Origin of the sequence: Vagococcus elongatus (assembly GCF_003987645.1) — a bacterium.
Classification (GTDB): domain Bacteria; phylum Bacillota; class Bacilli; order Lactobacillales; family Vagococcaceae; genus Vagococcus_A; species Vagococcus_A elongatus.
The window spans coordinates 181,820-207,506 of record NZ_NGKA01000002.1 but is presented as its reverse complement, the minus strand read 5'-3'; the positions used below and the strand labels follow the sequence as shown (position 1 = coordinate 207,506).

Genomic DNA, 25,687 nt, shown 5'->3' with positions numbered 1-25,687 from the left:
TGAATCTTTAAGCAAGAGTTTTTATAAACTTTTTAAAACCTTCCTGTCCGGTTTGATTTCGTTTAAAGACTCCAGCATCTTCTAAAACTCTTAGAAAAACTTTCCCGACAGCTTTTTGAACCACATTTGAGACAGTCTCTTCATTAAAGGTTTCAGTTTCCTTGATGTTGACAGCCCACTTATGATGGTAGTCTTTGATGGTATTAGGCTTGTCTAGTAAGAATTTTTCCACCTCGGTTAATTCTTCTTTTAAACGAGGAGGAAGGACAGCCAGACCCATCACCTCGATCAGACCGATATTTTCTTTTTTAATATGATGGACATCTTGATGGGGATGGAAGATGCCGTCAGGAAACTCTTCCGAAACATTATTGTCTCGTAAAACAATATCCAACTCGAAAAACTCCCCATTTTTTCTTGCAATCGGTGTTACGGTGTGGTGGGGTGTCCCATCTGCAGAGTAAGCTTTGATACTCAGAGACTCATCAGAATATTGCTTCCATGCCTCTGAAATAAAAGCAGCACTGTTAACCAATGAAGAAATTTCCTTCCCTTGCAGGCGGATTACAGACATCGGCCATTTAACAATTCCGGCTTTTACATCAGGAAAACCTAATATGTCAAATGGATATTCGACAGGTGCTTTGGCCATAGGAAATTCATGTCGTCCTCCCTGATAGTGATCATGACTTAAAATCGAACCGCCAACGATCGGCAAGTCAGCATTGGAACCAACAAAATAATGGGGGAACACTTCAATGATTCTCAATAACTTTTCAAAAGAATTTTTAGTGATTTTCATCGGGCGATGTTCTTCTGCCAGAAAAATCGCATGTTCATTATAATAGGCATAAGGAGAGTACTGGAAGCCCCAACTTTCGCCATCTAGATTTAGACGGATGATACGGTGATTGCTTCTTGCAGGATAATTAACTCTGCCGAGATAGCCTTCATTTTCCATGCACAACATGCATTTTGGATAATCAACTTTTTTGGCAGTCAGTTCTGCGGCGATCTGCTTCGGATCTTTTTCAGGTTTTGATAAGTTGATCGTAATTTCTAAATTACCATAATCAGTTTCAGAATGAAATACAATATTTTTAGCGATTGCCCGAGTTTTAATATAATCATTTTTTTTGGATAAAGAATAGAAATAATCTGTCGCTTTTTTCGGGTTTTTGTCATAGTGCTGAGCAAATAAAGCGTTGATGACAGATGGCGGCGGGGTCATCAAATCCATTAGTTGGCCTTCTAAAATTTCCCGGATAGTTGCAGGATTATTCTTAATTCCCTGGTCGACGAGTTGGTCAACAAGTTCTAGTGGAGAGAGTGAGGGAGATGAAGTGATTTTTTCATCCTCCAGCACCTCTTCGCCTATCAAAGCTAATATGCGATTTTCCAAATAGATTCGGTCCATGGTCATCCATCCGCCATCTTCAATGGCAAAGGTGACAAATTGCTTAATTAAGTTGCTGATAGTCATTTTTTTCTCCTACTCAAGTCATTTGATTATAATTTTTTTGCGCCATCATCAATGTTAGCTTTGTAAAAATCTGCAGGATAACCGATAGCTTTTTGATACGCTTGTCCCACATGCTGAATGAAGTGGTCCAGCTCTTTTTCGTTGACCAGTGCAATGGCACAACCGCCAAAACCTGCGCCAGTCATTCGCGCACCCAATACGCCCGGTTGTTTTTGTGCTTCATGAACTAGCGTATCCAGTTCAATACCTGTGACTTCATAATCGTGCTGCAAAGAGTGATGAGAAGCATTCAGCAACTGGCCAAACTCAGCTAAATCACCTTTTTCTAAAGCAGCTTTTGCTTTTAGTGTGCGCTGATTTTCACTTACGGCATGGCGTGCTCTTTTCTCTAAAACAGGATCGTTGATCAGTCCTTTATTTGCCTCGAAAGTTGCTTCATCCAAGTCTCCTAAAGATTGGATCGAAAGTTCTTTTTGTAATCTTTTTAAAGCTTCTTCGCACTCGGAACGGCGCTCATTATATTTTGAGTCTGCAAGCTCACGACGCTTGTTTGTGTTCATGATAACGATGACATTATCACCAAAAACCGCTGGCACTAATTCATAGTTCAGTGTGTTGGTGTCTAGTAAAATGGCCATATCTTTTTTACCCATACCAATGGCAAACTGATCCATAATACCTGAATTAACACCGATATAGTCGTTCTCAGTTTTTTTTCCGTATTTTATCAGGTCAAGCATGGGAATATCTAGGGAAAACAGATCATTGATGATGACCCCTGTCAATAATTCAATGGAAGCAGAAGATGAAAGTCCTGCGCCATTAGGAATCGTGCCATAAAAATAAATGTCGGCTCCGGTGTCGATAGTGTAGCCATCCTCTTGAATGAATTTGAACATTGCTTTAGGGTAATTTGTCCAATTATCTTCTGTTTTGTAGTCGAGATTTTCTAAATTTAATTCAAAAATACCAAGTTCCGGAAAATTTTCTGAGTAGAGGCGTAACGTTTTATCTGTTCTTTTTCTTGCTACTCCATAGGTACCTAGTGTGATGGACGCTGGGAAAACATGTCCTCCGTTGTAATCCGTATGTTCACCAATCAAGTTGATTCTTCCTGGTGCAAAAAAAACTCCGTCGCTTTCAGCATCAAACATCTTTTTAAATCCCGCGTTTAATTCCTTTATTACAGTCATGCTATGCCCTCCTAAATGTTTACTAAATATATTATATAATATTTACTAAATAAGTTCAATAGGTAATAAGAACATAAGTGATAAAGATAAAAGGAAACTATTTGACATAAAAAGATTTTTTACATTCGAAGATTTTCACTGATAAAAAGCTGTTATATCGATTGATAGGGAACCGTTTGAACAGACATTGAAGTTATATCTATGCTTGAGTAATTATTTGAAGAAGTGTTGGAAATGATTAGTGAGATTTGTGAAGCATTAAAGATTAAAAGATTTTTTTGTCGAAGTGACCAGAAATTTTCAAACGTTCAATAGTAAAAGAATTATATTCAAATAAAAAAATCGAATGATCATGTTTGGAATCATCCGATTTTTTATAGTTTAAATTTGAGTAACAGATTATGCATTTCCGAACATTAACTAAAATGCATTTTTTTACAATTGTCGAATCAAATAATCAAAAGCGCCTAGAGCAGCCGTTGCCCCAGAACCCATGGAGATGACAATTTGTTTATAAGCACTGTCAGTGCAGTCCCCAGCAGCGAAAACTCCTGGGATATTTGTTGCACCGTGAGCATCTACGATAATTTCACCACGTTCTGTCAATTCGATTGAATTTTTCAGCCATTCTGTGTTCGGCATCAAACCAATCAAGATAAAGACACCGTTGACGTCAATCGTATGCTGTTGCCCTGTATCATTTTCTACGTAGGATAAACCTTCTACGTGGGCGTTTCCGGATATTTCTTTTGTCGCAACATTGGTCAAAACAGTGACGTTATCTAATGAGTACAGCCTTTTTTGTAAAACCTCATCAGCTTTTAGTTCAGGCATAAACTCCAGAACAGTGACGTGCTGTGCCACACCGGCTAAGTCAATGGCAGCCTCGATACCTGAGTTTCCTCCGCCGACGACAGCGACAGGTTTATCTTTGAATAATGGTCCGTCACAGTGAGGGCAATAAGCAACGCCCTTATTTTTAAATTCTTGTTCACCAGGGATATTTAAATTTCTCCAACGAGCCCCAGTGGATAAGACGACACTTCTACTTTTTAAGACAGCACCGTTAGCTAGGGTTACCTCTACGAAATCTTTTTTCTCGATAGCCGTTGCCCGTTGGTTTTTCATAATAGTGACATCATAGTCCAACACATGACGTTCCAAATTGCCAATCAATTTTGTTCCTTCAATGGCTGAAATAGAAGGGAAATTACTGATTTCAGCAGTTTCAAGCACTTGACCGCCAAAAGTTTCTGCAACGATACCAGTTTTGATACCTTTTCTGGCTGAGTAAATAGCAGAGGTTGCACCCGCCACACCGCCGCCAACGACAAGGACATCGTAAGGTTCTTTCTCATTTAAAAACGCATCATTCTCATTTATTCCTAACTTTTCCAAGATTTCTTCCAGTGAGGTTCTGCCGCTATGGAATTCTTCCCCGTTCAAGTAGACAGTGGGAACCGCAAAAATGTTTTTTTCTTCTACTTCTTCACTGAAAATTTTCCCGTCGATCATTGTGTGACTGACAGCAGGGTTCAAAACACTCATAATATTAAGAGTTTGTACAACATCTGGACAGTTATGGCACGTCAGACTAACGTAAGTTTCAAATTTTAACGGTGTGTTGATTTTTTTGATTTGTTCAATGAGATTTTCTTCTATTTTAGGCTTTCTGCCGCCAACTTGAAGCAGCGCTAAGACAAATGAAGTAAATTCATGACCAAGGGGGATACCTGCAAAAGTAATCCCGCTATCCTCTTGTAAATTGTTAATGCTGAAACTAGGTGTTCTTTCCAAGGACACTTTGGCGACCGTTATTTTTGGTGACAACTGAGCCACTTCTTCTACAAAAGCAAGCATTTCTTTTGATGATGCTTGGTCGTCAACGCTTAAGTTAATGACGATGTCGCTTTCAAGCAATTCGAGATATTGTTTTAATTGTTCTACTAAATTAGTGTCTAACAAGAGCCGTCCTCCTAGATTTTTCCAACGAGATCTATGGTTGTGGAAAGTGTTTCTTCTCCTTCTTTCCATTTAGCCGGGCAAACTTCTCCTGGATGTTTTCTGACATATTGGGCAGCTTTTATCTTGTCGATCAAGATGGTTGCATCTCGTCCGATACCGTCCGCGTTGATTTCAACACTTTGAACCACGCCATCGGGATCGATGATGAAAGTGCCTCGTTGTGCTAGTCCGGTTTCTTCATCAAGCACTTCAAATAATTTCGAAATCGCATGAGACGTGTCGCCTAACATAGCGTATTCGATAGTATTGATGGCATCAGAATGATCGTGCCATGCTTTATGGGTGAAGTGAGAGTCTGTTGAACAAGAATAAACTTCTACACCCAGTGATTTTAATTCAGGATATTGCTCCTGCAAATCTGCTAATTCTGTTGGGCACACAAATGTAAAGTCTGCCGGATAAAAACACAAGATACTCCATTGATTTTTAAAATCTTCAGAAGTTACCGTAATAAATTCTCCATTTTGATAAGCCTCAGTTGAAAATTCCTCAATTTCTTTTCCAATAAGTGACATAAAAACATTCCTCCTAAATTGTAATTATTTTAATCTAACTTTTAGTATAATATACTGCTTGAGAAATGTAAAATTTTTTTGAAGAAGTTTTGCTTGAGAGAAAATTAACAGATTCTAAAAATTAACAAAAAAAATAATGGTATAATAATAGTTAATGAATAGATAAAAAATCAAATAATACAAATAAAGGAGAAAATAAAGTGGGGTTTTTAGTTGGACCGATGTCTTTGATTTTATGTATGGTTCTGGGTTTTTTGATGAAAAGGGCAAGAATCTTTGGCCCGGATGCCTATCAAGTAGTCATGAAAATTTTTACGACACTTTCGTTGCCGATAGTTATTTTATATCAATATCAAAATTTTGAGCGTGACCATTCCCTGTTGACCATCATACTGATCGGATTTTTGGGGAGTTTCATTTCTTTGTTTGTAGGATACTTTGCTGCGTTCAAAAAAAATCCTCAGGACAGGGCTTTTTATATGTTCCATACATCTGGTTATAATATCGGCGGTTTCACGTTGCCAGTCGTTCTGGCATTGTTAGGTCCGGAGTCAGCCATGGCCGTCATCTTTTTTGATCTGGGCAATGCCTTGATGTTGACAGGCGGCTCCTACGCAATCACAACCTATCTTTTGCCGCTGGAGGGGAGTGAGGCTCCCACGCTGGCTGATACATTGAAAAAGTTTTTATATTCTGCTCCTTTTATGATGTATTTGTTCGTTCTTGCTCTGTATGGTCTGGCGATTGAACTGCCGGCGTTCATCTATGAATTGATTCAACCAATTGCTCAGGCGAATGCGTTTATAGCGACCTTCATGTTAGGTTTGATGTTTCAGCTGCCCCAAACAAAGGCGGGAAAGAACAATGTGGCAGGTGTGTTGCTGTTGCGTTTTATTTGCGCGGTCATTTTTTCTTTGCTGACATTTTACGTGCTGCCTTTGAGTCCAGAAATCAAGAAAACAGTGATTATTTTGCTATTTTCTCCGATCGGTGCCATGGCTTCAAATTACACGTTGAAACTAAAAGGGGACCCAGCGCTTTCAAGCTTTAGTATTTCACTTTCTATTCTTGTCAGTTTAGTTATAATGATTGTGTTATACGCCTACTTATAATAAAAATATGTTGGGAAATTTTTTGTTTATCATTTTGGCTGGTTTTGTGAGGCTATCTGCAAATGATTTTCTCAGCGTTCGCTTCGCGTGATTTATTAGAAAATTCTGTCAATTTGACTTGAAACTCCTTTTTGTTAGTGTTAGAATTTTCTTTAAAATGTTATGCAAAGGTGCTGAAGGAGAATGGATAATAAATATATTAAAGCATTTAAAGCCGCTTTTCCCAAAACGATTCCGATATTTGCCGGCTTTACTTTTTTAGGGATTTCATATGGCATGTTTGCAAATAGTCAAGGTTTTAACGTGTGGTACTCTCTTTTAATGAGCAGTTTGATTTTTGCCGGTTCGGTAGAGTTTTTAACTATCGGCTTTTTATTGGATGTTTTCCAGCCGTTGACCGTGCTTTTGATGACGTTAGTTGTCAACTTTCGTCATTTTTTTTATGGCATTTCTATGCTGGAAAAATTTAAAGAGACAGGATTAAAAAAATATTATTTAATCTTCGGTATGTGTGACGAAACTTTTTCGATCAACTATACGGCGAAAATTCCTGAAGATGTGGATCAGGGGTGGTTTCTTTTTTTTGTGACGCTATTAAATCAATGTTATTGGGTGACCGGGGCGGTACTGGGAAGTTTGTTGGGAGCCTCTATGGACGGGGAATTTGTCGGGATGGAGTTTGTGATGACCGCATTGTTTATTGTTTTATTTTTGGAAAGTTTCCTGAATGAAAAAGAACACTTCAGTTCTTATTTAGGATTGGGAGTATCGGCGCTTTCCTTGCTTATCTTCGGACAGGCTAATTTTTTGCTTCCCGCTTTACTAAGCATTGCCGGAATTATTTTATTGAGAGAACATGTGTCCCAGAGGGAAGGTGCGTCTAGATGACTTTAGCAGAACAAATCATAACTATCGGCATGGTGATTTTGGGTACCATGATGACGCGCTTTTTACCTTTTATTTTATTTCCGGATAATCGTCCCACGCCTAAAATCGTTCAGAAAATCGGCAGATTGCTTCCCAGCGCGATTCTTGCTATGCTCGTTGTTTATTGTTATCGTCATGTGGATGTAATCAACAACCCCACAGGCATTTTTGATATTATTGCTGGTATCGCCGTAGTCCTTATTCATCTGAAATGGCGGAACATGCTTTTGTCCATTGCTTTAGGGACAATAGTTTATATGTTATTGATACAAATATAAAAAATACAGACCAGTCAAATCCTTATCTCTGAGGTTGTGTGACTGGACTAAAAAAAATCCTGCCTTATGCTGATTTCAGTATGAAAGGCAGGATTTTTTTGTCAGATTATTTCTGGATGCTTTCCGTGGAGACAGGACTTTCTTTATTTTTTTGTCAATGATATTCCTCAATAACGACTTGCTGGTAGACTTCGTTTATCTTGTCAATGGAAGCTAAATCTTTTGAAAAAGCAGTGGCACTTCCACAAGCGACCCCCAATTTGAAGGCTTCTATGACGTCGCCGCTTTTTAAAAAGGCGTGAGTGAATCCTGCAATCATGGAGTCGCCGGCACCTACAGAGTTGACTAATTTTCCATCGGGAACATTTGAACGATAGATTTTTTCTTTGGTGAACAGCAAGGCCCCCTTACCACCAAGGGAAACTAGCGCGTGTTGGGCACCAAGGGACAGTAGTTTTTTTCCATAGGGCAGAATATCCTCGCTAGATGAAAAAGATGTTTGAAATATTTCTGCTAATTCATCATTATTTGGTTTGACCAGCAAGGGCTGATAAGTCAAAGCTTTTAATAGATTTTCTCCCGAGGTATCAATAATAAAACTTGCCTTTTGCTGTTGGATGAGCGGAATCAGTTTGAGATAAAAGTCTTGTCCTAAACATTTTGGGATACTGCCGGATAAGATGACAAGATCCTCTTGTTTCAGTTGCTGAAATTTATCTTTTAGTTTTTTTGTATCCTGCTCCGAGATGAATGGACCAGAACCGTTTATTTCAGTTTCTTCGGTTTCTCCTTTCATCTTTAGATTGATACGGGTCATTCCTTCAATGACCGTGAAGTCATGATGTATGCCTTCTTTTTCCAATTCATCTTGAATGAATTCTCCTGTGAAACTGCCTAAAAAGCCCCAATTGACAGTTGAAGACCCTAATCGGTGAAGGATACGGGAAACATTGATGCCTTTTCCCCCGGGCAAAGCATATTCGTGACGGGAGTGATTGAGTGCCCCCAGTTGGACATTGTCAGCTGTGAAAACATAATCAATTGAGGGATTAAGAGTCAGTGTATAAATCATTTGCATACCTCCGTTAATACGATAGTTTTTGGATAAAGTTTTTTATATTTGCCGGGTAAATAGTCCGTGAGCAGATGCCCGTCTGTCAATTCTGCAAATTTAACAAAAGTTACTTTTTCAAATTTTGTGTGGTCGGCTAGAATGAATACTTGCGCGGATTGTTGAATAGCTGCAGTTTTGACAAAAGCTTCCTCTTCTTCGGGTGTGGTGAGGCCATGTTGATGATGAATGCCGTTGACACCGATGAATGCTTTGCTGAAATGATATTTTTTCATTTGAGCCACACATTCCTGCCCGACGATGGCACTGGTAGCCAACTTTAATCTTCCACCAAGAACGGTCGTCGGTATCGAAAGAGAGTTTAAAAAATGAGCATGGGCGATTGAGTTGGTGACTATACGAATATTTTTATTTTTGAGGAAAGGCAGCATCTCATAAGTAGCTGTGCCAGAGTCGATATAAATGACCTCTTCGGGTTGTATGCTCTTGACGGCATGTTTTGCCACCGATAACTTTTCCTGTCGATTCATGGCAGCTTTTGTTTTCAAATCTAATTCAGTGTTTAAGTTATTTGCAATTATGGCACCGCCATGGACACGTTTAAGCAGGCCTTGATTTTCTAATTCCTGTAAATCTCTGCGCACCGTTGTCTCCGAAGCGTGTGTTGCCTTGACTAGCTCCTGTATTTTTACCACACGGTTCATTTCCAACCGGTCTAATATCGTCAGTTGTCGTTCTTCTGTCAGCATTTTCCTCATCCTTTCAAAGGAAGTTTAGCACATAGAAATGTTCTTATCAACCGGAATCAACCAAAACCGTTCATAAAACGCCAAACATCATAAGCTGATAAAAAATTAATTTCATCAAAAAAGAGAAGCTGAGAATTTCAGCTCCTCTAATCTAGGACGATAATAATTTTTTCAGTATTTAATGTCGCAATTAATTTGCTAAACCATTATTCAACACACCTCAATAAAGCTTTCCTATAAAAAATAATCAGTCTCCTGATAAACGGAGTAATTTAACCAGTTGAGATAAAATAAACTGGCATCACTTACCCAACGATTAAGGATGGGCTGGTCTTTTTGATTATTCTGGTAGTAATTTTTCGGCAGATCCACATTGTCTAGCAGCAAATCTCTTAAATATTCTTTTTCGAGAGTGTCAGCATCATATTCCGGGTGGCCTGCCATAAAGACAAACTTATCATTTTTACTACTCAACAGGTGATTGCCGGCTTCAGGTGACGTGGCTAAAACTCTTAAATCAGGATGATTCAGGATAGCTTCGTTGTCGCTGGCAGAATTTCTGGAATGAGGGACCCAAAAAGTGTCTCCCATTCCTTGAAATAGGCGATGATGAGCTTCTTTTTTTTGATGTTCAAAAACACCAAATAATTTATTTTTCAACGGCTTTTTATCGATACCGTAATAGTAATAAAGGGCCGCTTGGCTTGCCCAGCAAATGAATAAAGTCGTGAAGACATTCGTTTGGCACCAATCAAAAATCGTCGTTAATTCCTGCCAATAATCAACCTCTTCAAATGCTAGATGTTCGATAGGGGCGCCGGTGATAATCATGGCATCGTATTTGTTATGGCGAATATCAGAAAACAGTTGATAAAAATTCTTCAGATGTCTTTTATCAGTGTTTTTTGCCTGATAGGTTTCCGTTGTCAATAGTGTAATATCAACTTGGATGATACTGTTGCTGAGTTTTCTCAGGAGTTGTGTTTCTGTGGTGATTTTATCCGGCATCAAATTTAAGATACAAATTTTTAAAGGGCGGATATCCTGAGTTTTTGCCCGCAGTTCTTTCATAATAATAATATTTTCGTCTTGAAGGATGCCAGCAGCTGGCAAATCTTCTGGTACGATAATCGGCACTGTGTTTACCTCCTAATCGCTTGGTCCAAGTCTTGAATCAGGTCCTCAATATTTTCTAAACCAACAGAAATACGGATGAAATTATCTGTGATTCCCGCAGCAGCAAGTTCTTCGGCAGAAGATTGTCTGTGAGTGGTGCTGGCAGGGTGTGAGACGATGGTTCGAACGTCCCCTACATTGACGGCATTGATGCAGAGTTTCAAATGGTTGATAAAGTGTTTGGATTTCTCCAAGTCTCCTTTTAATTGAAAGGAGAGGATGCCGCCTGCCCCATTTTTAAAGTATTCAACTGCTCGTGGGTAATCTTTATGACTTTCAAGTAATGGATAGGAGACAGATTCAACTTCTTCATGTGCCTCTAACCACTTGGCTAACTTCAAAGCATTTTCAGAGACATGTTTCAGTCGCAAATTAAGAGTTTGCAGACCATTTAATATCAGATAACTGTTGAAAGGACTTGCGGTTAATCCAGTGTCCCGCAAGACTTGCGTCCGGACTTTATAAATGAAGGCAGCATTGCCGAATGTTTCTGAATACACAAGGCCATGATACGCTGGATCAGGGGTCGTATAGGCAGGGAATTTGCCGTTAGACCAGTCAAACGTCCCGCAATCTACTACAACACCTGACAGTGAATTACCGTGTCCTCCAAGATATTTTGTCGCCGCATGGACGATGATATCTGCGCCATGTTCTTTTGCTTGGAAAATCCCAGGGGGAGAAAAAGTATTATCGACCACAAAGGGGATGTGAGCTTCCTTCGCCAGTTGCGAGAACTTTTCACAGTCCAGCACGTTGATGTTCGGGTTGCCGATGACTTCAGCAAAAATCAATTTTGTGTTTGGCTGAATTAAAGATTCAAGTTCTTCTTTACTGGCATCCTGATCCACAAAAGTTGTTTCAATGCCCAAACGGCTGAGAGTATTAGAAAAAAGTGCCAAGGTCCCGCCATATAATTCTTTGGTCGCTAAAATATGATCTCCAGTGTTGCAGATTGCTAAAACCGTCGCGGTCACCGCGCTGGCTCCTGAAGAAACTGCCAGACCGCCCACACCGCCTTCCAAGTCGCTGACCACATTTCCCAAATCATCATTTGTGGGATTGGTAAGTCGTGTATAAATATTTCCTGGAACTTTTAAGTCAAAGAGGTCAGCACCGTGGTCTGCGTCATCGAAAATAAATGCAGTGGAAGGGTAGATGCCTCTGGCTACCGAATTTTTATCGTCTCCTCTAAAATTTTGATGCACTGCGATGGTCTCTAAATGATATTTTTCTTCACTCATGTGTTTCTCCTCCTAAAAATTTGTGTTTTTATGTTATAAATTATCGATGGCTTGTGCTAATTTTTCGACTAATCTGACTTTTGCCCATTGTTCCTCTTCTGTTAGATGATTGCCTTCTTCCGTTGAAGCAAAGCCGCACTGAGGAGAAACACAAATCTGTTCTAATGGTACGAACTCTGCTGCTTCTTTGACCCGTGCAATCAAATCATCTAAATTTTCCAGCTCAGGAGTTTTAGAAGTGATCAATCCTAAAACGATTTTTTGCTGTTTTAAATTTTTAAGTGCCTTGAAATCTCCAGCTCGATCGGAATCATATTCCAAGAAAAAGCCGTCAAAGTGTTTGATGTCAAATAATCGTTTGGCAATTAAATCGTAGTCTCCTTCATATAACCAAGAAGATTGGAAATTTCCCCGGCAAGTATGGAAGGTGATGGCCATGTCTTCGGGTTTGTTGGCAATGGCTTGCTCGGTGATATCGCCAAATTTTTGCAGTAATTGTTTCGGGTCGTGTCCTAAAGATGTGATTAACTCATCATATTTTTGATCGGGCAGTGAATTCCATGCGGTGTCGTCAATCTGCAAGTAGCGGCAGCCTGCATCATAGAACGCCTGAACAGCATCCTGATAGGTTTTGATCAACGCTTTTTCTAACTCTTCCAAACTGTCGTACACAGGATTTTCAGCGTACTGTTTAGAAATGATAGCGCCTGAAAAATAAATCAAGCAGGGACCGGGAATAGTTTGTTTTGCGATGGCATCACCGGCATGTGCTTTCACAAATTTAAAGTGTTCCAAAAAAGGATGCTCGGGATTGAAACTGAGTTTGTCGCTGACGTAATAACTTTCAACATCCTTGGCTTTGACGCCTTGGAACATGGTGATATCGCCAAGAGATACCTTGGTGATGCCGTTCAGTCCGGCAATGAAGTCTAAGTGCCACCATCTGCGGCGAAACTCACCATCGGTCACTGCATGAAGGCCATTGGCTTTTTGTTTTTCAATCAATTCGATAATTGCTTTGTCTTCGATAGCTTGAAGTTCTTCTTGGCTGAGTTTGCCTTTCTTGAATTCTTCTCGCGCTTTTTTCAATTCGGCAGGTCGTAAAAAACTACCTACAATGTCGTTTCTAAAAGGTGCATTCGTCATTTGTTTCTCCTCCTGTTTTTAAAAATAAAAAACACCTTCTCTGCATAAAATGCAAAGAAGGTGTTGAATCTACACGTTACCACTTCTTTTCGTTTATCACTCGCATGACAAACCTCTTCAGGTACGCTTTTAAATAAAAGATATACCTTATTCCGATATCGGGGAAGTCCGTCTCAGCCTAAGTTTTTAAACGTCGGTGAGTATCACTCGGGAGCCATTTTCGTAGACTGTCTTTATATTATCCCTCTCAGCAAATGGAATATTTTCTGTGATAAAGCTTCGTCTATTACTTTTTCCGTCAACGTGCTACTTTTCATGTTTTCACTATCTTAACTTGTTAAATGATAAAAGTCAACTTGGTTTTTAATTATTCTTTAATATGTCTCGTGTAATTGAATAAAATTAAATATTTAAAATAACTTGAAGTTTATTGTTTTCTCTAAATACGTAAGGAGACTTAGGCTGTGTAAATGCTGAGAAAATTAATTTTCTTGTAATAAGTGGTAAAGAGCACCCACTAGATTAGCATTGTTTTGAAATTTGCAAGGCAATATATCTATATCAGGAATCATTCTACTAAAAAAAGTATTATTTTGTCTTAAGTTAATATATTGATGATTGATTTCCTCAATTAGTATTTTTTGAGCACTGATTCCACCACCTATCACCACTCTTTCAAAGTCTAATACCACTTGAAGATTGCAAATCAATTGAGCAATTATCAAACAATAATTTTCAAATAACAAGTTTAGTTTATCGTTTTCTCCTTGTTTCAATTTCTCGAATACGAGTGGTCCGTTGTTGAGATCATTCAAATCTAATATCTTAGAAGCCACACGAATAAACTGAACGGCAGAGCCTTCATTCCCCATGAATTCAAATGTTTGTGGCTCGTTTTTTTTTGACATTATAAGACTGAACTCACCTGCCTGAAAATGACTGCCTTGGAACAACTGCCCATTTATTATTATCCCTCCACCTATGCCAGTACCTAAAACGATAGCCACACCATTAGCTACATTTTTTAAATTTCCAAGCCAAAATTCTGCCAGTGCAGCAGATTTGCCATCATTAATTACCGCACTAGGTACATGAAAGGTATCAGTCAGATATTTTTTCAAAGGAACATTATGTAAATATGGGAGAGAGCCACCAAAGTGAACGGTCCCTTCACTGTCTATTTTACCGGGGCAGCTGACGACTATCCCTTTTAGTCCAGACTTGAATTTTTCTATAATTTTTTTTAATAATTTTTGCAAGTCTGATAATGTCGATGGCGTTTTTGTCTTAGCTAATGTTATTATATCGCCAGATGTTTTTATGCTTGCGTATTTTATTTCTGTTCCTCCGATATCAATTGAAACATATCTATTCTTTTCCATTAGCCAATACCCCCTGATCTAATTATTAGTTGTTTCCTTAGACAACTCAATCTGCCCGTTTTTCCGGTTTGTTAAATCTCTTCTTATTTCTCTCATTTTTTTCTCATCCAGTGGAAATTGGGACATCGAAAGAATTGAAATTAAAAAAGTGAATATAGGAATTCCAAAACGCATAAAGACAATTAAATTTAGAACTTCTGTAGTTTGTCCTTGATTAGCAATGAAACCGAAAACGCCTAACAATAGACTTGCTATAAAACCACCTAAAGCCATAAATATTTTGTTGATAAAGGTAATTGCGGAAGTTAAGGTGCTGTTTCCTCTTACCCCAAACTTCCATTCTGCATAATCAACACATTCTGGGAGTATAGCCCAGCCCAAGTTTCCTGAAATTTGCTGAAAGAAACCGATAAAGGCAAGGAATACAAACATTAGAGGTATAGGCATTGTAGGTTTGAACCATAGTATCGCAAAAGGAATCAAGCAGGCAGCACAGGATATGATATAAGTTTTCTTTTTCCCGAGAGTTCTGGATAATCTTGGCAGTAAGAGAAGGCTGAATAATGTGGCTGCCATGGTTATCGTGGCCACTTGGGGTACTAAATCTTTCCTGTTGAGAACATATACAAAAAAGTAAATGTTTACAGCGTTTGTAATCGCAGTTGATAAAATGGAAGAGCCAAAGGCCAGCATTAGTGTTATCATAGGTTTATTCTTAGTAATTAAAAATAATTGGTCTTTTAGTTTTACATCTTCATCCTCTTTTTCCTCATTTTTATCTACGGGCAAATCATAATTTTTTGCACCGGACGCACAAATCCAGAAAGAAAGTGTGGTAAGTAACCCGATGAATGCACCAAATATGCTCCATCCTTGTTGTCCACCACCAAAAACATTGACTAAAGGCAAAGCAAAAATCATTACAATGATTTGCGCTACAAGCCCCATGCCTTGTTTAGCAGTGACGATAAGTGTACGTTGTTCGGGGTCTTCGGACAAAACAGGGGTCAGCGAATGATAAGGAATATTTACAAAATCAGAAAACGTTGAATAGGCGATATAAGTAATATATGCGTAGACAACTTTTGCTGTAGGGCTAAGATTAGGAGTGCTGAAAAGTAAAAAGATTAAAAGGCCTATCAAAGGAGCCCCAGCAATAATCCACGGACGGTACTTTCCCATTTTTGTTTTTGTTCTGTCAGCTAGAAGACCCATCAGAGGATCGGTGATAGCATCAAAAATTCGTGTAATCAACATAATGTTTGCGACTGTGATTGAACTTATTCCAAAAATATCAGTATAAAAAAATGTCAAGTATCCCATCATTAAGAAAAATGCAAGATTAGAACCTAAGCCGCCAAAAGAATATTTGAAAATATCAAATATTTTGGCTTTCTTAAATACAGTCTCGTTTGTTTGAATTTCCATTAGTTTAGCTCCTTATTCTTTTCTTCCCGCCATTTCCAGAAAATATTGTGTGATAGCTTTATTTTCAACGGGGATGATGTCCATTATTGACTTTAAAACATACTCAACTTCAATTTGGTCAGTTACTAGTCTATTTAAAATGGCATCTATGATTTTCTTTTTTTGATCACAGTTAGGATTTGCAAGATGTTGAAAAGTATTGTAAACGTTCTTGGCCTCTTCTGTCCAAGAATAGCTAGTCAATATCTGAGGGGGCTCCTCTCTCTTCATTTTACTTTCTTTCAACCACCTGGCAGTAACTATTGGAGAAGTAGGAATTCCCAACCGATGGAATTGTTCTTCAGGTGATTCATTTTTCTTCATTTCTTCAATCAAAGCATTAATCATTTTTATTTCTAGAATCTCATCATCCAAAGCTTTTTTTTGATTTGGGTCTTTTTTTACATCAAAAAGTTTTGTGCCGTAGTTGAAGAAAGGAGTTACTTTAGTGGTAACAGGAATTTTGAGACAGGGTGCATTTTTCATGAAGTCAAATTGATTTTTTACTAGCTCTGCATTCTCTAATTCAGTTGTCGAAAACATGTTTCTCATGTGGGTGGGCATCAACGTATATTCAAATAAAGGAGCATTTTCGATGTTTTCCGGCGCTCTCATATAAACTAGCTGACCATTTGTAATGTTAACATGCTTACCATGATCCCCAAATAAAGCATATTCCCTTACAGGAGTGTCATTTTTGATAACTGGTTTGAGCGATTGTCCTTGCATATAAGGTAATGGTGCTAAATCAAAATAATCCAGAATAGTTGCTGGGATATCAACATTTTGTGTGAGCGTGTAACGCTTTTCGCCTTCTACATTTACCCCAGGATAGTGGATGAACAATGGCACGTGTGAAATTTCATTGTACATGGGCATAATGGTTTTGCTCCACCAACCATGCTCTCCTAACAAATATCCATGATCTGTGTTAACAATCAACATTGTGTCTTCCCACATGGAATGGTCATCCATAAAATCTAAAATCTTTCCTAAATTTGAATCACATTGGGCTAGTAAGGCAGCGTAGTTGTTTTTGGTTTTTTCAATGACTGTCTTTGACTCACTAACAAAATAATACGGTGGCCAGTCGCTTAGTTTTTCAGAGTTATCTGCAACATACCTATCGCGGTATTTTTGAGCAGCAAAGAACGGTTCATGGGGATCAAAAGATTCAATTTGCAAGAACCAATTATCTTGAGTGTGATTTTTATTTAGAAATTCCAAACCATTGTTAAACGTGATAGTTTGCGGCATAGTCTCTTCAGTATTTGTGTATTGGCGATTGACAGCATCATGTGCATGCAATTTTTTCATCACTGGACTATGATCTAACGGAGTAGAAAATTCACTGTCATTCGGTTTGACTCCTAACAAGGCTTTCCATTTATCTCCTTCTTGACCCCGAATGAGTTCACAAGAACTGTAGCGAGTATGGTAGGTACAGCCGCCATCTTCCCAGTAGTGTTGGTGATCTGTAATCAGATGTGTATAAATTCCTTTCGTATCCATTTTTTCAAAAATTGATTCATCAAATGGCTCGATTGGTCCCCAACTTCTATGTAAAAAATTGTATCTTCCTGTATGCAACTCTCTTCTGGCTGGGATGCAAGGCATGCTTCCCACATAATTATTTTCGAATTGAACAGCTTTTTTAGATAACCTATCAAAGTTAGGTAAATCAAGCTTTTTGTTACCATAGGAGGGCAAGTGTCGCAAGTTTAGTGAATCAAACATAATCATGATTGCTTTCATAATTACCACCTTTCTTTTTTTAGAAGCGCTTTCTTATTGACATTATATATAAAAGGGTTTACATTATTATGTATAAATAAGTTTTATTTTGAATAAAAAGGGTGATAATGTGCTTCCAATTAAACTAATAGACTCAATTAATTCAATATCTGATAGTTCTAGTATAATTTTTAAAAATAATGACTTAGTCTTAGGCGAACAATCTGCACAAGCAGAATTTATCAGAGAGAACCATTCATTTTTCAAAAACAAATTTTCACAAATTGAGCCTGATACTGTGGAGACATTTTTCCAGAGTTTTTATTTTGCTGTTTTCACGTTGTCAGATCTTCTAGAGTTTAGATTTATTATTTTTTTAACAAATAGAAGTCCAACCTACACAGCTACCACCCCACTTAAATTGGTGAAAATTTGTCAAACTATTTCCTTGGCCCTAGTGAAAAGAGAATTGGCTTTCAATAATAAACAAATTGCTCATCACCAAATCGAAAAGGAAGATTTGGATAGACAATTGAATCAGTATAAACTGAATAATTTAATTCAGGGAAAAAAGCATTTCCATGTTTCCAAAGAAAATAAATTAATTGACTCAGTGGCTACGGGAGATATGTTACAAGTTGAAAAGCAATATGCCATTTTCAATCAAGCAAATCATCATGTTGGTGTATTGTCTCATGGCAGCAGGTTGCGGCATGAAAAAAATTTATGTATTTCAGTCGTTGCAGTGACCACAAGGATAGCCATTGCCAATGGGGTCTATTACGAGACAGCTTATGATTTAAGCGATTGGTGGATTCGAAAAATTGAAGAGTCAAATTCTTGCGATGAAATAATCGAAACAGAACTTTTTTTAAGGATACTGTTAAGTTTTGCTGAGCAAATTTCCTCATGTCAACGAAAAGGTCTTTCCGATTTCGTGATTCAAGTGCAAGATTATATTGTGTCAACCCTTTATGAGGGCATCTCATTAGGTGAGATTGCAGCTTTCTTTAATTATAATCCCAACTATTTATCAAAAAAGTTTAAAAAAGAAACAGGGCTTCCTATCAAGCAGTATATGCTGAAAGAAAAAATTAAAGAATCAGACAATTTAATTAAATATACGGATTACTCGCTCTTGGACATAGCAACGATGCTTCACTTCTCGGATTATAGTCATTATTATAGATGTTATAAGAAAATAAAAGGAGAAAGTCCGAAAAATTATGAAAAAAAAGTCAGATGATTTGGTCGGCACCATCAGGTCGTAAGAAGATAACACCTGCTGAAACACTGATTTTTTTGGCTGAAGAATGGCATTTACATGACTTCTAAGCCATATGAGGTTGCCTTATCACAATTAAAAAAATCACACGACACCCCAATGGAAAATTGTGAGTTTCGTGTGTTTTTTATCTTGGAAAAGAGAGAGTCAATTATGTATAACATCACTTCAGTATCCCCATAAAGTAGCTATCTTTGTATTTACCGTTAGCAAAAAACTGTTCTTTCAGCGTGCCTTCGATTTCAAATCCTAATTTTTGATAGATGTGGATGGCAGCTTCATTCGTAATATCAACATAGAGATATACTTTATGCAAATTGAGCGTGAGGAAAGCATAGTCCAGCCCTTTTTTCATCGCTTCTTGGGCCAACCCCTGACCGCTGAATTCTTCCATGATAATGATTTGTATTTCACAATTTCTGTGGATGTAGTCGATTGCTATCAGTTCCACGATACCCGCAAACTCGCTGTCCACGTCAATGACAAATCTCCGTTCGCTATTGTCGTGGATGTGTTTATTGTACAGGCTGGTCAGTTCATCGAGGGACTCATAGGGTTCTTCAAACCATAAGCGCATAAATTCTTTCTGATTGTTTATTTTGTGAATATTAATTAAATCCGTTCTTTCCAAGGCTCTGATTTCCATGATCGTACCTCCTTGGGGTTATTGTATGACACCTCTCACAGGTAGTCAAAATAAATTATGGGCGTTTCAGCTATTTTCTAATCACTTAATTCGTGGAGATTAGCTGATTTTTTCTACTATTTAGTGATAGGTGTCTTGAAAAACGGTATATCTACTCTCTGCATTGGTGTTGACTTTCAGCAATCGACCAAAGACTTAAAATTGTTGTTGGTGGTAGTGTTAGATGTACATGATTATGAAACACTAGACGGAGAAGCTGTATTGAATGACAGTTTATCTCTACTAAAATAAAATTTAAAAAGCCTATCTCAAAAAATGAATGTTTTCCTTTAAAGTAGTTTCCCTTTCTAACTACTTGTTGGCGGGAATTCGTGTCAAACATTGGGACAGGCTTTTTATTTTTTTCAAATTGACGCCAGATTTCTTCTATCAAACAAAAGATGTTATAATACATGAATGATGAAAGGAGCTGGTGTAAAAAATGAATTTTAATAATATAAGCTGGCGTCGGTTAAAAAATGAATCATGGGTCACAATGCTGTTTTTAGGGGCGCAAGTAATTATATTTATTTTAATGACCTTGACCGGACTTTCAAAAGGTCACGGTCTTTCTGGAACTTACAGTGGCGAAATATTACATCAGTTTGGTGCAATTACAGCCCGGGATATTGTCATTTATCGTGAATACTGGCGTTTTTTGACCCCAGCATTTGTTCATATCGGCTGGGCCCACCTGCTGTTTAATTCATTTTTCCTGTATTTTGCAGGGAGAGATTTAGAAGAAGTGATGGGACACGTCAGATTTTTCTTTTTCTATTTGTTGTGTGCCATGGGTGGAAATATTTTCAGTTTCGCGCTCACCAGTCCTGAGACGAACTCTATTTCAGCCGGTGCCAGTACCGCTCTTTTTGGATTGTTCGGCGGTTTTATTGCCTTAGGCCGTATTTTTCCTTACAATCCGAAAATTCAATATATGGCACGAAATATGCTGACGTTGGCAGTGTTGAATATTTTATTAAACCTGTTCAGCCCCAGCATTGATATGTTAGGGCATATCGGCGGACTGTTGTCGGGGCTTTTGCTGGGCTTTGCTTTTTCTGCACCAAACTTAAAAGGAAATCGCTATGACTTTGTGGAAGATAATATTCACCGGAGAATCGTTTGCGGGTTGGGTTACGTCATCGGTATCGTCGTGTTATTATTATATGCAGCAAAAGTTTATGGAATGTATTATTGATTTTATTGAAAAAGTGAGTGAAATAATGGTTTGTTATAGGTATAATAGAGGATGTATGTAAAATGCGAACACTTTATGATGTGCAGCAGCTGTTGAAAAGATTCGGTGTTTTTGTCTATGCAGGCAAACGCCTGTATGATATCGAACTGATGGAGCTGGAACTGCTTGATCTGAATGCTGCAGGGCTGCTGGACGAGTCAGAGTTTAAAAAAGCTCGTCAAGTATTGGCAATAGAATATCAAAACGAATTAAAATTAGTGAGTGAGACGAAGGAGGAGTTAGTGGTGAATCGTAAATTGATTGGGATTGATTTAGGCGGGACGACCGTCAAGTTTGGAATTTTGAGTGAAAAAGGCGAAATCCAGCAAAAATGGAGTATACAGACCAATATCGATGACGGCGGTACCCATATCGTGCCAGATATCATAGCATCCATCCGTCACCGAATGGATTTGTACCATATGACTAAAGAAGATTTTATTGGCATCGGCATGGGAACTCCCGGGGCGGTGGATATCGTGAATGGTACAGTCATCGGTGCTTACAATTTAAATTGGGATACTCTTCAGCTGATCAGAGAGCAGATTGAAGAAGCTTTGGACATCCCTTTTGTTTTAGACAATGACGCCAATGTGGCTGCTTTAGGGGAACGCTGGCAGGGAGCCGGAAATAATAATACCAATGTAGCATTCATTACTTTAGGTACCGGCGTTGGCGGCGGCCTCATTGCTGAGGGGCACTTGTTGCACGGTGCAGCAGGAGCAGCGGGAGAAATTGGTCATATCACGGTAGATCCTGACGGTTTCCCGTGCACATGCGGGAAAAAAGGTTGTCTGGAAACAGTTGCCAGTGCCACTGGTGTGGTAAGAGTAGCTCGAACACTGTCTGAAGAATATGCGGGTGATTCCCAACTGAAGTGGATGATTGACGACGGACAGGAAATTTCCAGTAAACTGGTCTTTGATTTGGCAAAAGAAGGGGATGCTTTTGCTGACATGGTAGTAGAAAAAGTTTGTTTTTATCTTGGGTTGGCATGCAGTCACATCGGAAACATGTTAAATCCGTCAGATATTGTCATTGGCGGCGGAGTTTCTGCGGCAGGGGATTTTCTGCTTGAGAGAATCAAAAAATATTTCAATCAGTTTACCTTCAAGCAAGTAACTGACAGTACATCGGTAAAGTTGGCCATCCTTGGCAACGATGCCGGTATTATCGGGGCGGCGTCCTTGGCGCTGAAATTTAAAGAAACAGATTTAGAAAAGAGGAATTAGAGTGTTCAAACCGTTGTGGATTTTTAATTACATACTGATTGCGATTTTGGCTTCTATGGGTTTACGTGAGTTGTATTTGCAAATCATGGCGAGAAAATCTGCCAAGATGATTGAGCAAGATGAATTCCGTGAAAAAATGCGGACAGGTCAAACGATCGACTTGCGGGAAAAAGACAGCTATCAGGCAGGACATATCTTAGGCGCGCGTAATCTATCCTACTCCACATTTAAGCAGACTTACATGGGTTTGCGTAAAGACACGCCGATTTTGCTATATGATCAGAAAAAATCTTTGAGTATCAGGACAGCAAATTTCCTGAGAAAAAAAGGGTATAAAGAGATTTATATCTTAAAAGGCGGCTTCAATGATTGGACAGGTAAAACAAAAAGGAAATAGACATTGTGCAATTTTAAAAAGGTGCTGGGTGAGTGAGTTCTCCAGTGCTTTTTTGTCTAGTAGTCTCTGTGTTTGTTCAGCTTGACCAGATATGTCAGTAAAGGTAGACTTAAATTGTATAGAAATACTTGTGGGCATAAAATTATTATTGAGCTAAGTTTAAAAAACGGTATCAAAATGTGAGTAAGGAGGAATTGATGTGAGAGGCAATGTGACAAGTGTTTTTTTTAGTCCCAGCGGATCGACAGCGGCGGTTGCCCAAATGATGACAGAAGTGATTCCTGCAAAGGTGAGTAAAAAAGATGTGTTCACCAAACCGTTGATTAAGGATCTTGTCTTCGAGAGCACTGATTTTTTACTGGTGACAGTTCCAGTTTTTGCAGGGCGGGTGCCGGCAGTCTGTTTAGACTCTTTGAAATACTTGAAGGGAAATCAGACACCGGTCATTGCAACTGTCGTCTATGGCAATCGGGCCTATGATGATGCTCTTTTGGAATTAACGGACTTACTGACAATGAACGGATTTGCAGTTGTGGGAAGTGCAGCTATGATCGCTCGTCATTCGATTTTCCCAAAAGTAGCCAGCGGTCGGCCAGATACTGCTGATGGGGAAGCTGCCCAGCGTTTTGTCCATAGATGTTTGGAGATGGCAAAGGAAAGTAGTTTCGGGGAATGCGGAGTTCCCGGCAACCATCCTTACAAAGCTGGAGGTAAGCTGACTCTTTATCCAACAGGCAATGAAAAATGTACGGTCTGCGGAAAATGTGCAGCAATCTGTCCTGTCGGCGCGATTCCAAAAGATCAACCCCGTTTGACTGATGCCACACGTTGCATTAATTGCACGGCATGTATGGCTATTTGTCCTGAAAAAGCAAGAGGGTACGAGATGAAAGAATATCCAGAGATGGAAAAGAAATTTTTGGCTAATTACAGTCGCAGGTTGGAACCGGAATTTTATTATTCCAGCTGATTTTCAGCAAATTTATAGCTAGAACAGAACACCTCCGCATGAATGGCAGGTGTTTTGATTTTGCTTTACCAATTTCAAAGAAGAAAAAACGCTTACTTTTTTGAGAACCGTAGAAAAAGCTAGTTTTTTGCAGATAGCTTATGTATACTAATATCAATTATTAAAAAAAAATGAGAAAAGTTGACAGGGGGACAAATACATTGAAACAACGATTAACTATCGCCGTTTTAGGATTAGGCACAGTAGGTGGAGGTGTGCCGGCGTTATTGGAAAAGCACCGCGAAAAAATTTCCCAAGTGACTGGAATGGAAGTCGTACTCGCCAAAGCTTTAGTCAAAGATAAAACCGAGGAAAAACCGGTTCAATTAGCGAAAGAGTTCGGTTTTGAATTAACGGAAAATTTTGAAGATATCATCAATGACAAAGAAATTCAAATCGTGGCAGAATTGATCGGCGGTATCGAACCCGCACGAACATTTATCAAACGCTCGCTGGAAAGCGGCAAGCATGTAATCACAGCGAATAAAGATTTAATCGCACAATTTGGACCAGAGCTAGTCCAAATTGCGAAACAACAAAAATGCGATCTTTATTATGAAGCCAGTGTGGCCGGCGGGATTCCTATTTTGCGGACAATCAGCAACAGTCTGGTTGCCGATAGCATTGAAAAAATTTACGGGATTGTCAACGGGACAACAAACTTTATGCTGACTAAAATGCTTTTGGAAAAATGTTCTTATGAAGAAGCGTTGAGCGAAGCACAGTCTCTAGGATTTGCTGAGTCAGATCCTACGAATGATGTGGACGGCATTGATGCGGCGTATAAAATGGTAATTTTAACTCAATTTTCTTTCGGAATGAATATTTCAGTGGAAGATATTGATAAAGTAGGAATCAGAGGGCTGAAAGCAGAGGACATCGAAGTTGCCCAGCAATTAGGCTATGTGATTAAATTACTTGGATCAGCGGAGATGACTGATGGCAGTGTGTCTGCAGAAGTAGGGCCTGTCTTAGTGCCGAAATATCATCCCCTTGCCTCTGTTCAAAATGAAATGAATGGGGTGTTTGTCAATAGCTCGGGTGTAGGCGAATCTATGTATTACGGACCGGGAGCGGGCGAAAAGCCGACAGCTACAAGTGTCATGAGTGATTTGATTACTATCGCAAAAAATATTCGGATGGAAACTACGGGACATCAATTTAATCTCTTTAATCAGGAGACCAAGTTGACCCCTGCTGAATCGATTTTTTCAAAATATTATGTGGCGGTGGAAGTGCCAGACCAGCAAGGAATGCTTTTGAAAATCACTCGTTTGATGACAGAGGCCGGCGTAAGTTTTGACCAGATTTTGCAGCAGCAATCAGATGGTAAAAATGCTCGGGTAGTCATCATTACCCATGAAATCAGCAAAGCACAGATGGAACAAGTCAAGTGTTCTTTTGAAGCATCAGAGGAAATTAAATTAAAATCGAGTTATCGAGTCTTGTAGGAGTGAAGTCAAGTAATGAAAATACACGTACCAGCTACCACAGCTAACTTAGGCCCGGGGTTTGATTCCTGCGGTCTGGCATTAAATTTATATTTAACGTTAGACATTAAAGAGATGTCAGAAGAATGGGCAATAGAACATGAAGTTCCGGGGATTCCTAAAGATAAGACAAATCTGATTATTGAGACTGCTTTATCTGTGGCACCGGACATCAAGCCTCATCGTTTAGTTATGACGACCGACATTCCTTCTGCTCGCGGATTAGGCAGCAGTTCTTCCGCAGTTGTTGCGGGAATTGAGTTGGCCAATATTTTAGGCGGTTTAGACCTAAGCGTTGATGATAAGTTGAAGATTGCTTCTAAAATTGAGGGGCATCCTGACAATGTGGCACCAGCTATTTTAGGCGGTTTAGTGATTGCCAGCTATGTGGATGATGAAATCCACCATGAGGCTGCAGATTTTCCTGAAGCGGATCTTTTGCTGTATATACCTAAACATGAATTATTGACAACAGAGAGCCGCAATGTTTTGCCTGAAACACTTCCTTATAAGGAAGCAGTACAAGCAAGTGCCATTTCCAATATGCTGGTGGCTAGTTTGCTGAAAGGCAATTTGCCACTTGCCGGTGAGATGATGATGAAAGATAAATGGCACGAAAAATATCGTGAAGCATTAGTTCCTCATCTGACGGAAATTAAAAAACTGCAGGCTGAGTTTGGTTTTTACGGGGCAGTTTTGAGTGGTGCAGGTCCGACAGTATTGATTTTATGTCCCAAAGACGGTTCAGCCGAGCTTCAACAGTTTTTAATTGATACTTATCAGGATCAAGCGGTAACGTTGAAATTGACCGTAGATAAGGGCGGAGCCAGAGTTGAGGATTAAGGAATA

The 25,687-nt window shown here is 38.9% G+C and carries 24 protein-coding genes; 11 read left to right on the top strand and 13 right to left on the bottom strand.

Translation table 11 applies throughout. The features are described from left to right. Positions 1 to 7: 7 nt before the first annotated feature. From galT to ahpC, 4 genes are all read right to left on the bottom strand, one after another. Positions 8 to 1,483: a UDP-glucose--hexose-1-phosphate uridylyltransferase gene (galT, locus tag CBF29_RS02325; protein ID WP_126806875.1), complete on the bottom strand. Its 1,476-nt coding sequence runs from the start codon at positions 1,481 to 1,483 to the stop codon at positions 8 to 10. 26 nt (positions 1,484 to 1,509) lie between these two features. Next, positions 1,510 to 2,676: a galactokinase gene (locus CBF29_RS02320; RefSeq protein WP_126806873.1), complete on the bottom strand. Its 1,167-nt coding sequence runs from the start codon at positions 2,674 to 2,676 to the stop codon at positions 1,510 to 1,512. Between the two features lie 435 nt (positions 2,677 to 3,111). Then, a complete protein-coding gene (gene ahpF / locus CBF29_RS02315; RefSeq protein ID WP_245987229.1) occupies positions 3,112 to 4,641 on the bottom strand; it encodes an alkyl hydroperoxide reductase subunit F in 1,530 nt (509 codons plus the stop codon). An 11-nt stretch (positions 4,642 to 4,652) separates the two neighbouring features. After that, positions 4,653 to 5,216: an alkyl hydroperoxide reductase subunit C gene (gene ahpC / locus CBF29_RS02310; RefSeq protein ID WP_126806869.1), complete on the bottom strand. Its 564-nt coding sequence runs from the start codon at positions 5,214 to 5,216 to the stop codon at positions 4,653 to 4,655. 200 nt (positions 5,217 to 5,416) lie between these two features. On the opposite strand from ahpC, the gene CBF29_RS02305 reads away from it, so the two are divergent. The 3 genes from CBF29_RS02305 (at position 5,417) to CBF29_RS02295 (ending at position 7,533) form a co-directional block, all read left to right on the top strand. Next, the gene (locus CBF29_RS02305) at positions 5,417 to 6,328 is read left to right on the top strand and encodes an AEC family transporter (protein ID WP_126806867.1); all 912 of its coding nucleotides are present in this window, start codon (positions 5,417 to 5,419) and stop codon (positions 6,326 to 6,328) included. 183 nt (positions 6,329 to 6,511) lie between these two features. Continuing rightward, positions 6,512 to 7,216: an AzlC family ABC transporter permease gene (locus CBF29_RS02300; protein WP_126806865.1), complete on the top strand. Its 705-nt coding sequence runs from the start codon at positions 6,512 to 6,514 to the stop codon at positions 7,214 to 7,216. Then, entirely contained in the window at positions 7,213 to 7,533 is a 321-nt protein-coding gene (locus CBF29_RS02295; RefSeq protein WP_126806862.1) for a branched-chain amino acid transporter permease, read from the top strand. Before CBF29_RS02300 ends, CBF29_RS02295 begins: the two co-directional genes overlap by 4 nt. Positions 7,534 to 7,687: 154 nt before the next feature. Here CBF29_RS02295 and pfkB read toward each other — a convergent pair whose 3' ends face one another. From pfkB to CBF29_RS02255, 8 genes are all read right to left on the bottom strand, one after another. Beyond that, entirely contained in the window at positions 7,688 to 8,605 is a 918-nt protein-coding gene (gene pfkB, locus CBF29_RS02290; RefSeq protein ID WP_126806860.1) for a 1-phosphofructokinase, read from the bottom strand. Next, positions 8,602 to 9,354 carry a DeoR/GlpR family DNA-binding transcription regulator gene (locus CBF29_RS02285; RefSeq protein ID WP_170169964.1) on the bottom strand — a complete coding sequence of 251 codons (753 nt, stop codon included), beginning with the start codon at positions 9,352 to 9,354 and terminating at the stop codon, positions 8,602 to 8,604. The genes pfkB and CBF29_RS02285 overlap by 4 nt, the downstream gene beginning before the upstream one ends. A gap of 234 nt (positions 9,355 to 9,588) precedes the next feature. Continuing rightward, positions 9,589 to 10,491, bottom strand: a complete 903-nt coding sequence (locus CBF29_RS02280; protein ID WP_126806855.1) for a homoserine O-succinyltransferase — start codon at positions 10,489 to 10,491, stop codon at positions 9,589 to 9,591. Positions 10,492 to 10,496: 5 nt separating this feature from the next. After that, complete coding sequence (locus CBF29_RS02275; RefSeq protein ID WP_126806853.1) at positions 10,497 to 11,774, bottom strand: O-acetylhomoserine aminocarboxypropyltransferase/cysteine synthase family protein; 1,278 nt, start codon at positions 11,772 to 11,774, stop codon at positions 10,497 to 10,499. A 33-nt stretch (positions 11,775 to 11,807) separates the two neighbouring features. Then, complete coding sequence (locus CBF29_RS02270; protein WP_126806851.1) at positions 11,808 to 12,920, bottom strand: 5-methyltetrahydropteroyltriglutamate--homocysteine S-methyltransferase; 1,113 nt, start codon at positions 12,918 to 12,920, stop codon at positions 11,808 to 11,810. A gap of 482 nt (positions 12,921 to 13,402) precedes the next feature. Further along, positions 13,403 to 14,302 carry an ROK family protein gene (locus CBF29_RS02265; RefSeq protein WP_126806849.1) on the bottom strand — a complete coding sequence of 300 codons (900 nt, stop codon included), beginning with the start codon at positions 14,300 to 14,302 and terminating at the stop codon, positions 13,403 to 13,405. Positions 14,303 to 14,320: 18 nt separating this feature from the next. After that, complete coding sequence (locus tag CBF29_RS02260) at positions 14,321 to 15,730, bottom strand: MFS transporter (protein ID WP_126806847.1); 1,410 nt, start codon at positions 15,728 to 15,730, stop codon at positions 14,321 to 14,323. A gap of 12 nt (positions 15,731 to 15,742) precedes the next feature. Continuing rightward, a complete protein-coding gene (locus tag CBF29_RS02255) occupies positions 15,743 to 17,524 on the bottom strand; it encodes a sulfatase (protein WP_126806844.1) in 1,782 nt (593 codons plus the stop codon). Between the two features lie 109 nt (positions 17,525 to 17,633). Between CBF29_RS02255 and CBF29_RS02250 the strand changes: the two genes are divergently transcribed. Then, entirely contained in the window at positions 17,634 to 18,749 is a 1,116-nt protein-coding gene (locus tag CBF29_RS02250) for an AraC family transcriptional regulator (RefSeq protein ID WP_126806842.1), read from the top strand. Between the two features lie 202 nt (positions 18,750 to 18,951). Here CBF29_RS02250 and CBF29_RS02245 read toward each other — a convergent pair whose 3' ends face one another. Continuing rightward, positions 18,952 to 19,434 carry a GNAT family N-acetyltransferase gene (locus tag CBF29_RS02245; protein WP_126806839.1) on the bottom strand — a complete coding sequence of 161 codons (483 nt, stop codon included), beginning with the start codon at positions 19,432 to 19,434 and terminating at the stop codon, positions 18,952 to 18,954. Positions 19,435 to 19,569: 135 nt separating this feature from the next. Between CBF29_RS02245 and CBF29_RS13690 the strand changes: the two genes are divergently transcribed. The 7 genes from CBF29_RS13690 (at position 19,570) to thrB (ending at position 25,681) form a co-directional block, all read left to right on the top strand. Continuing rightward, positions 19,570 to 19,725: a hypothetical protein gene (locus CBF29_RS13690; protein ID WP_170169963.1), complete on the top strand. Its 156-nt coding sequence runs from the start codon at positions 19,570 to 19,572 to the stop codon at positions 19,723 to 19,725. Positions 19,726 to 19,915: 190 nt separating this feature from the next. Continuing rightward, complete coding sequence (locus tag CBF29_RS02240; protein ID WP_126806837.1) at positions 19,916 to 20,671, top strand: rhomboid family intramembrane serine protease; 756 nt, start codon at positions 19,916 to 19,918, stop codon at positions 20,669 to 20,671. Between the two features lie 62 nt (positions 20,672 to 20,733). Next, complete coding sequence (locus CBF29_RS02235) at positions 20,734 to 21,942, top strand: ROK family glucokinase (protein WP_126806834.1); 1,209 nt, start codon at positions 20,734 to 20,736, stop codon at positions 21,940 to 21,942. A 55-nt stretch (positions 21,943 to 21,997) separates the two neighbouring features. Next, positions 21,998 to 22,339 (top strand): rhodanese-like domain-containing protein, encoded by a 342-nt coding sequence (locus tag CBF29_RS02230; protein ID WP_126807092.1) that lies wholly within the window; start codon positions 21,998 to 22,000, stop codon positions 22,337 to 22,339. A 199-nt stretch (positions 22,340 to 22,538) separates the two neighbouring features. Continuing rightward, positions 22,539 to 23,309 carry a 4Fe-4S binding protein gene (locus CBF29_RS02225; protein ID WP_126806832.1) on the top strand — a complete coding sequence of 257 codons (771 nt, stop codon included), beginning with the start codon at positions 22,539 to 22,541 and terminating at the stop codon, positions 23,307 to 23,309. Positions 23,310 to 23,479: 170 nt separating this feature from the next. Continuing rightward, positions 23,480 to 24,799 carry a homoserine dehydrogenase gene (locus CBF29_RS02220; protein ID WP_425469877.1) on the top strand — a complete coding sequence of 440 codons (1,320 nt, stop codon included), beginning with the start codon at positions 23,480 to 23,482 and terminating at the stop codon, positions 24,797 to 24,799. Positions 24,800 to 24,814: 15 nt separating this feature from the next. Beyond that, the gene (thrB, locus tag CBF29_RS02215; protein ID WP_126806827.1) at positions 24,815 to 25,681 is read left to right on the top strand and encodes a homoserine kinase; all 867 of its coding nucleotides are present in this window, start codon (positions 24,815 to 24,817) and stop codon (positions 25,679 to 25,681) included. The last annotated feature ends 6 nt before the right edge of the window (positions 25,682 to 25,687 follow it).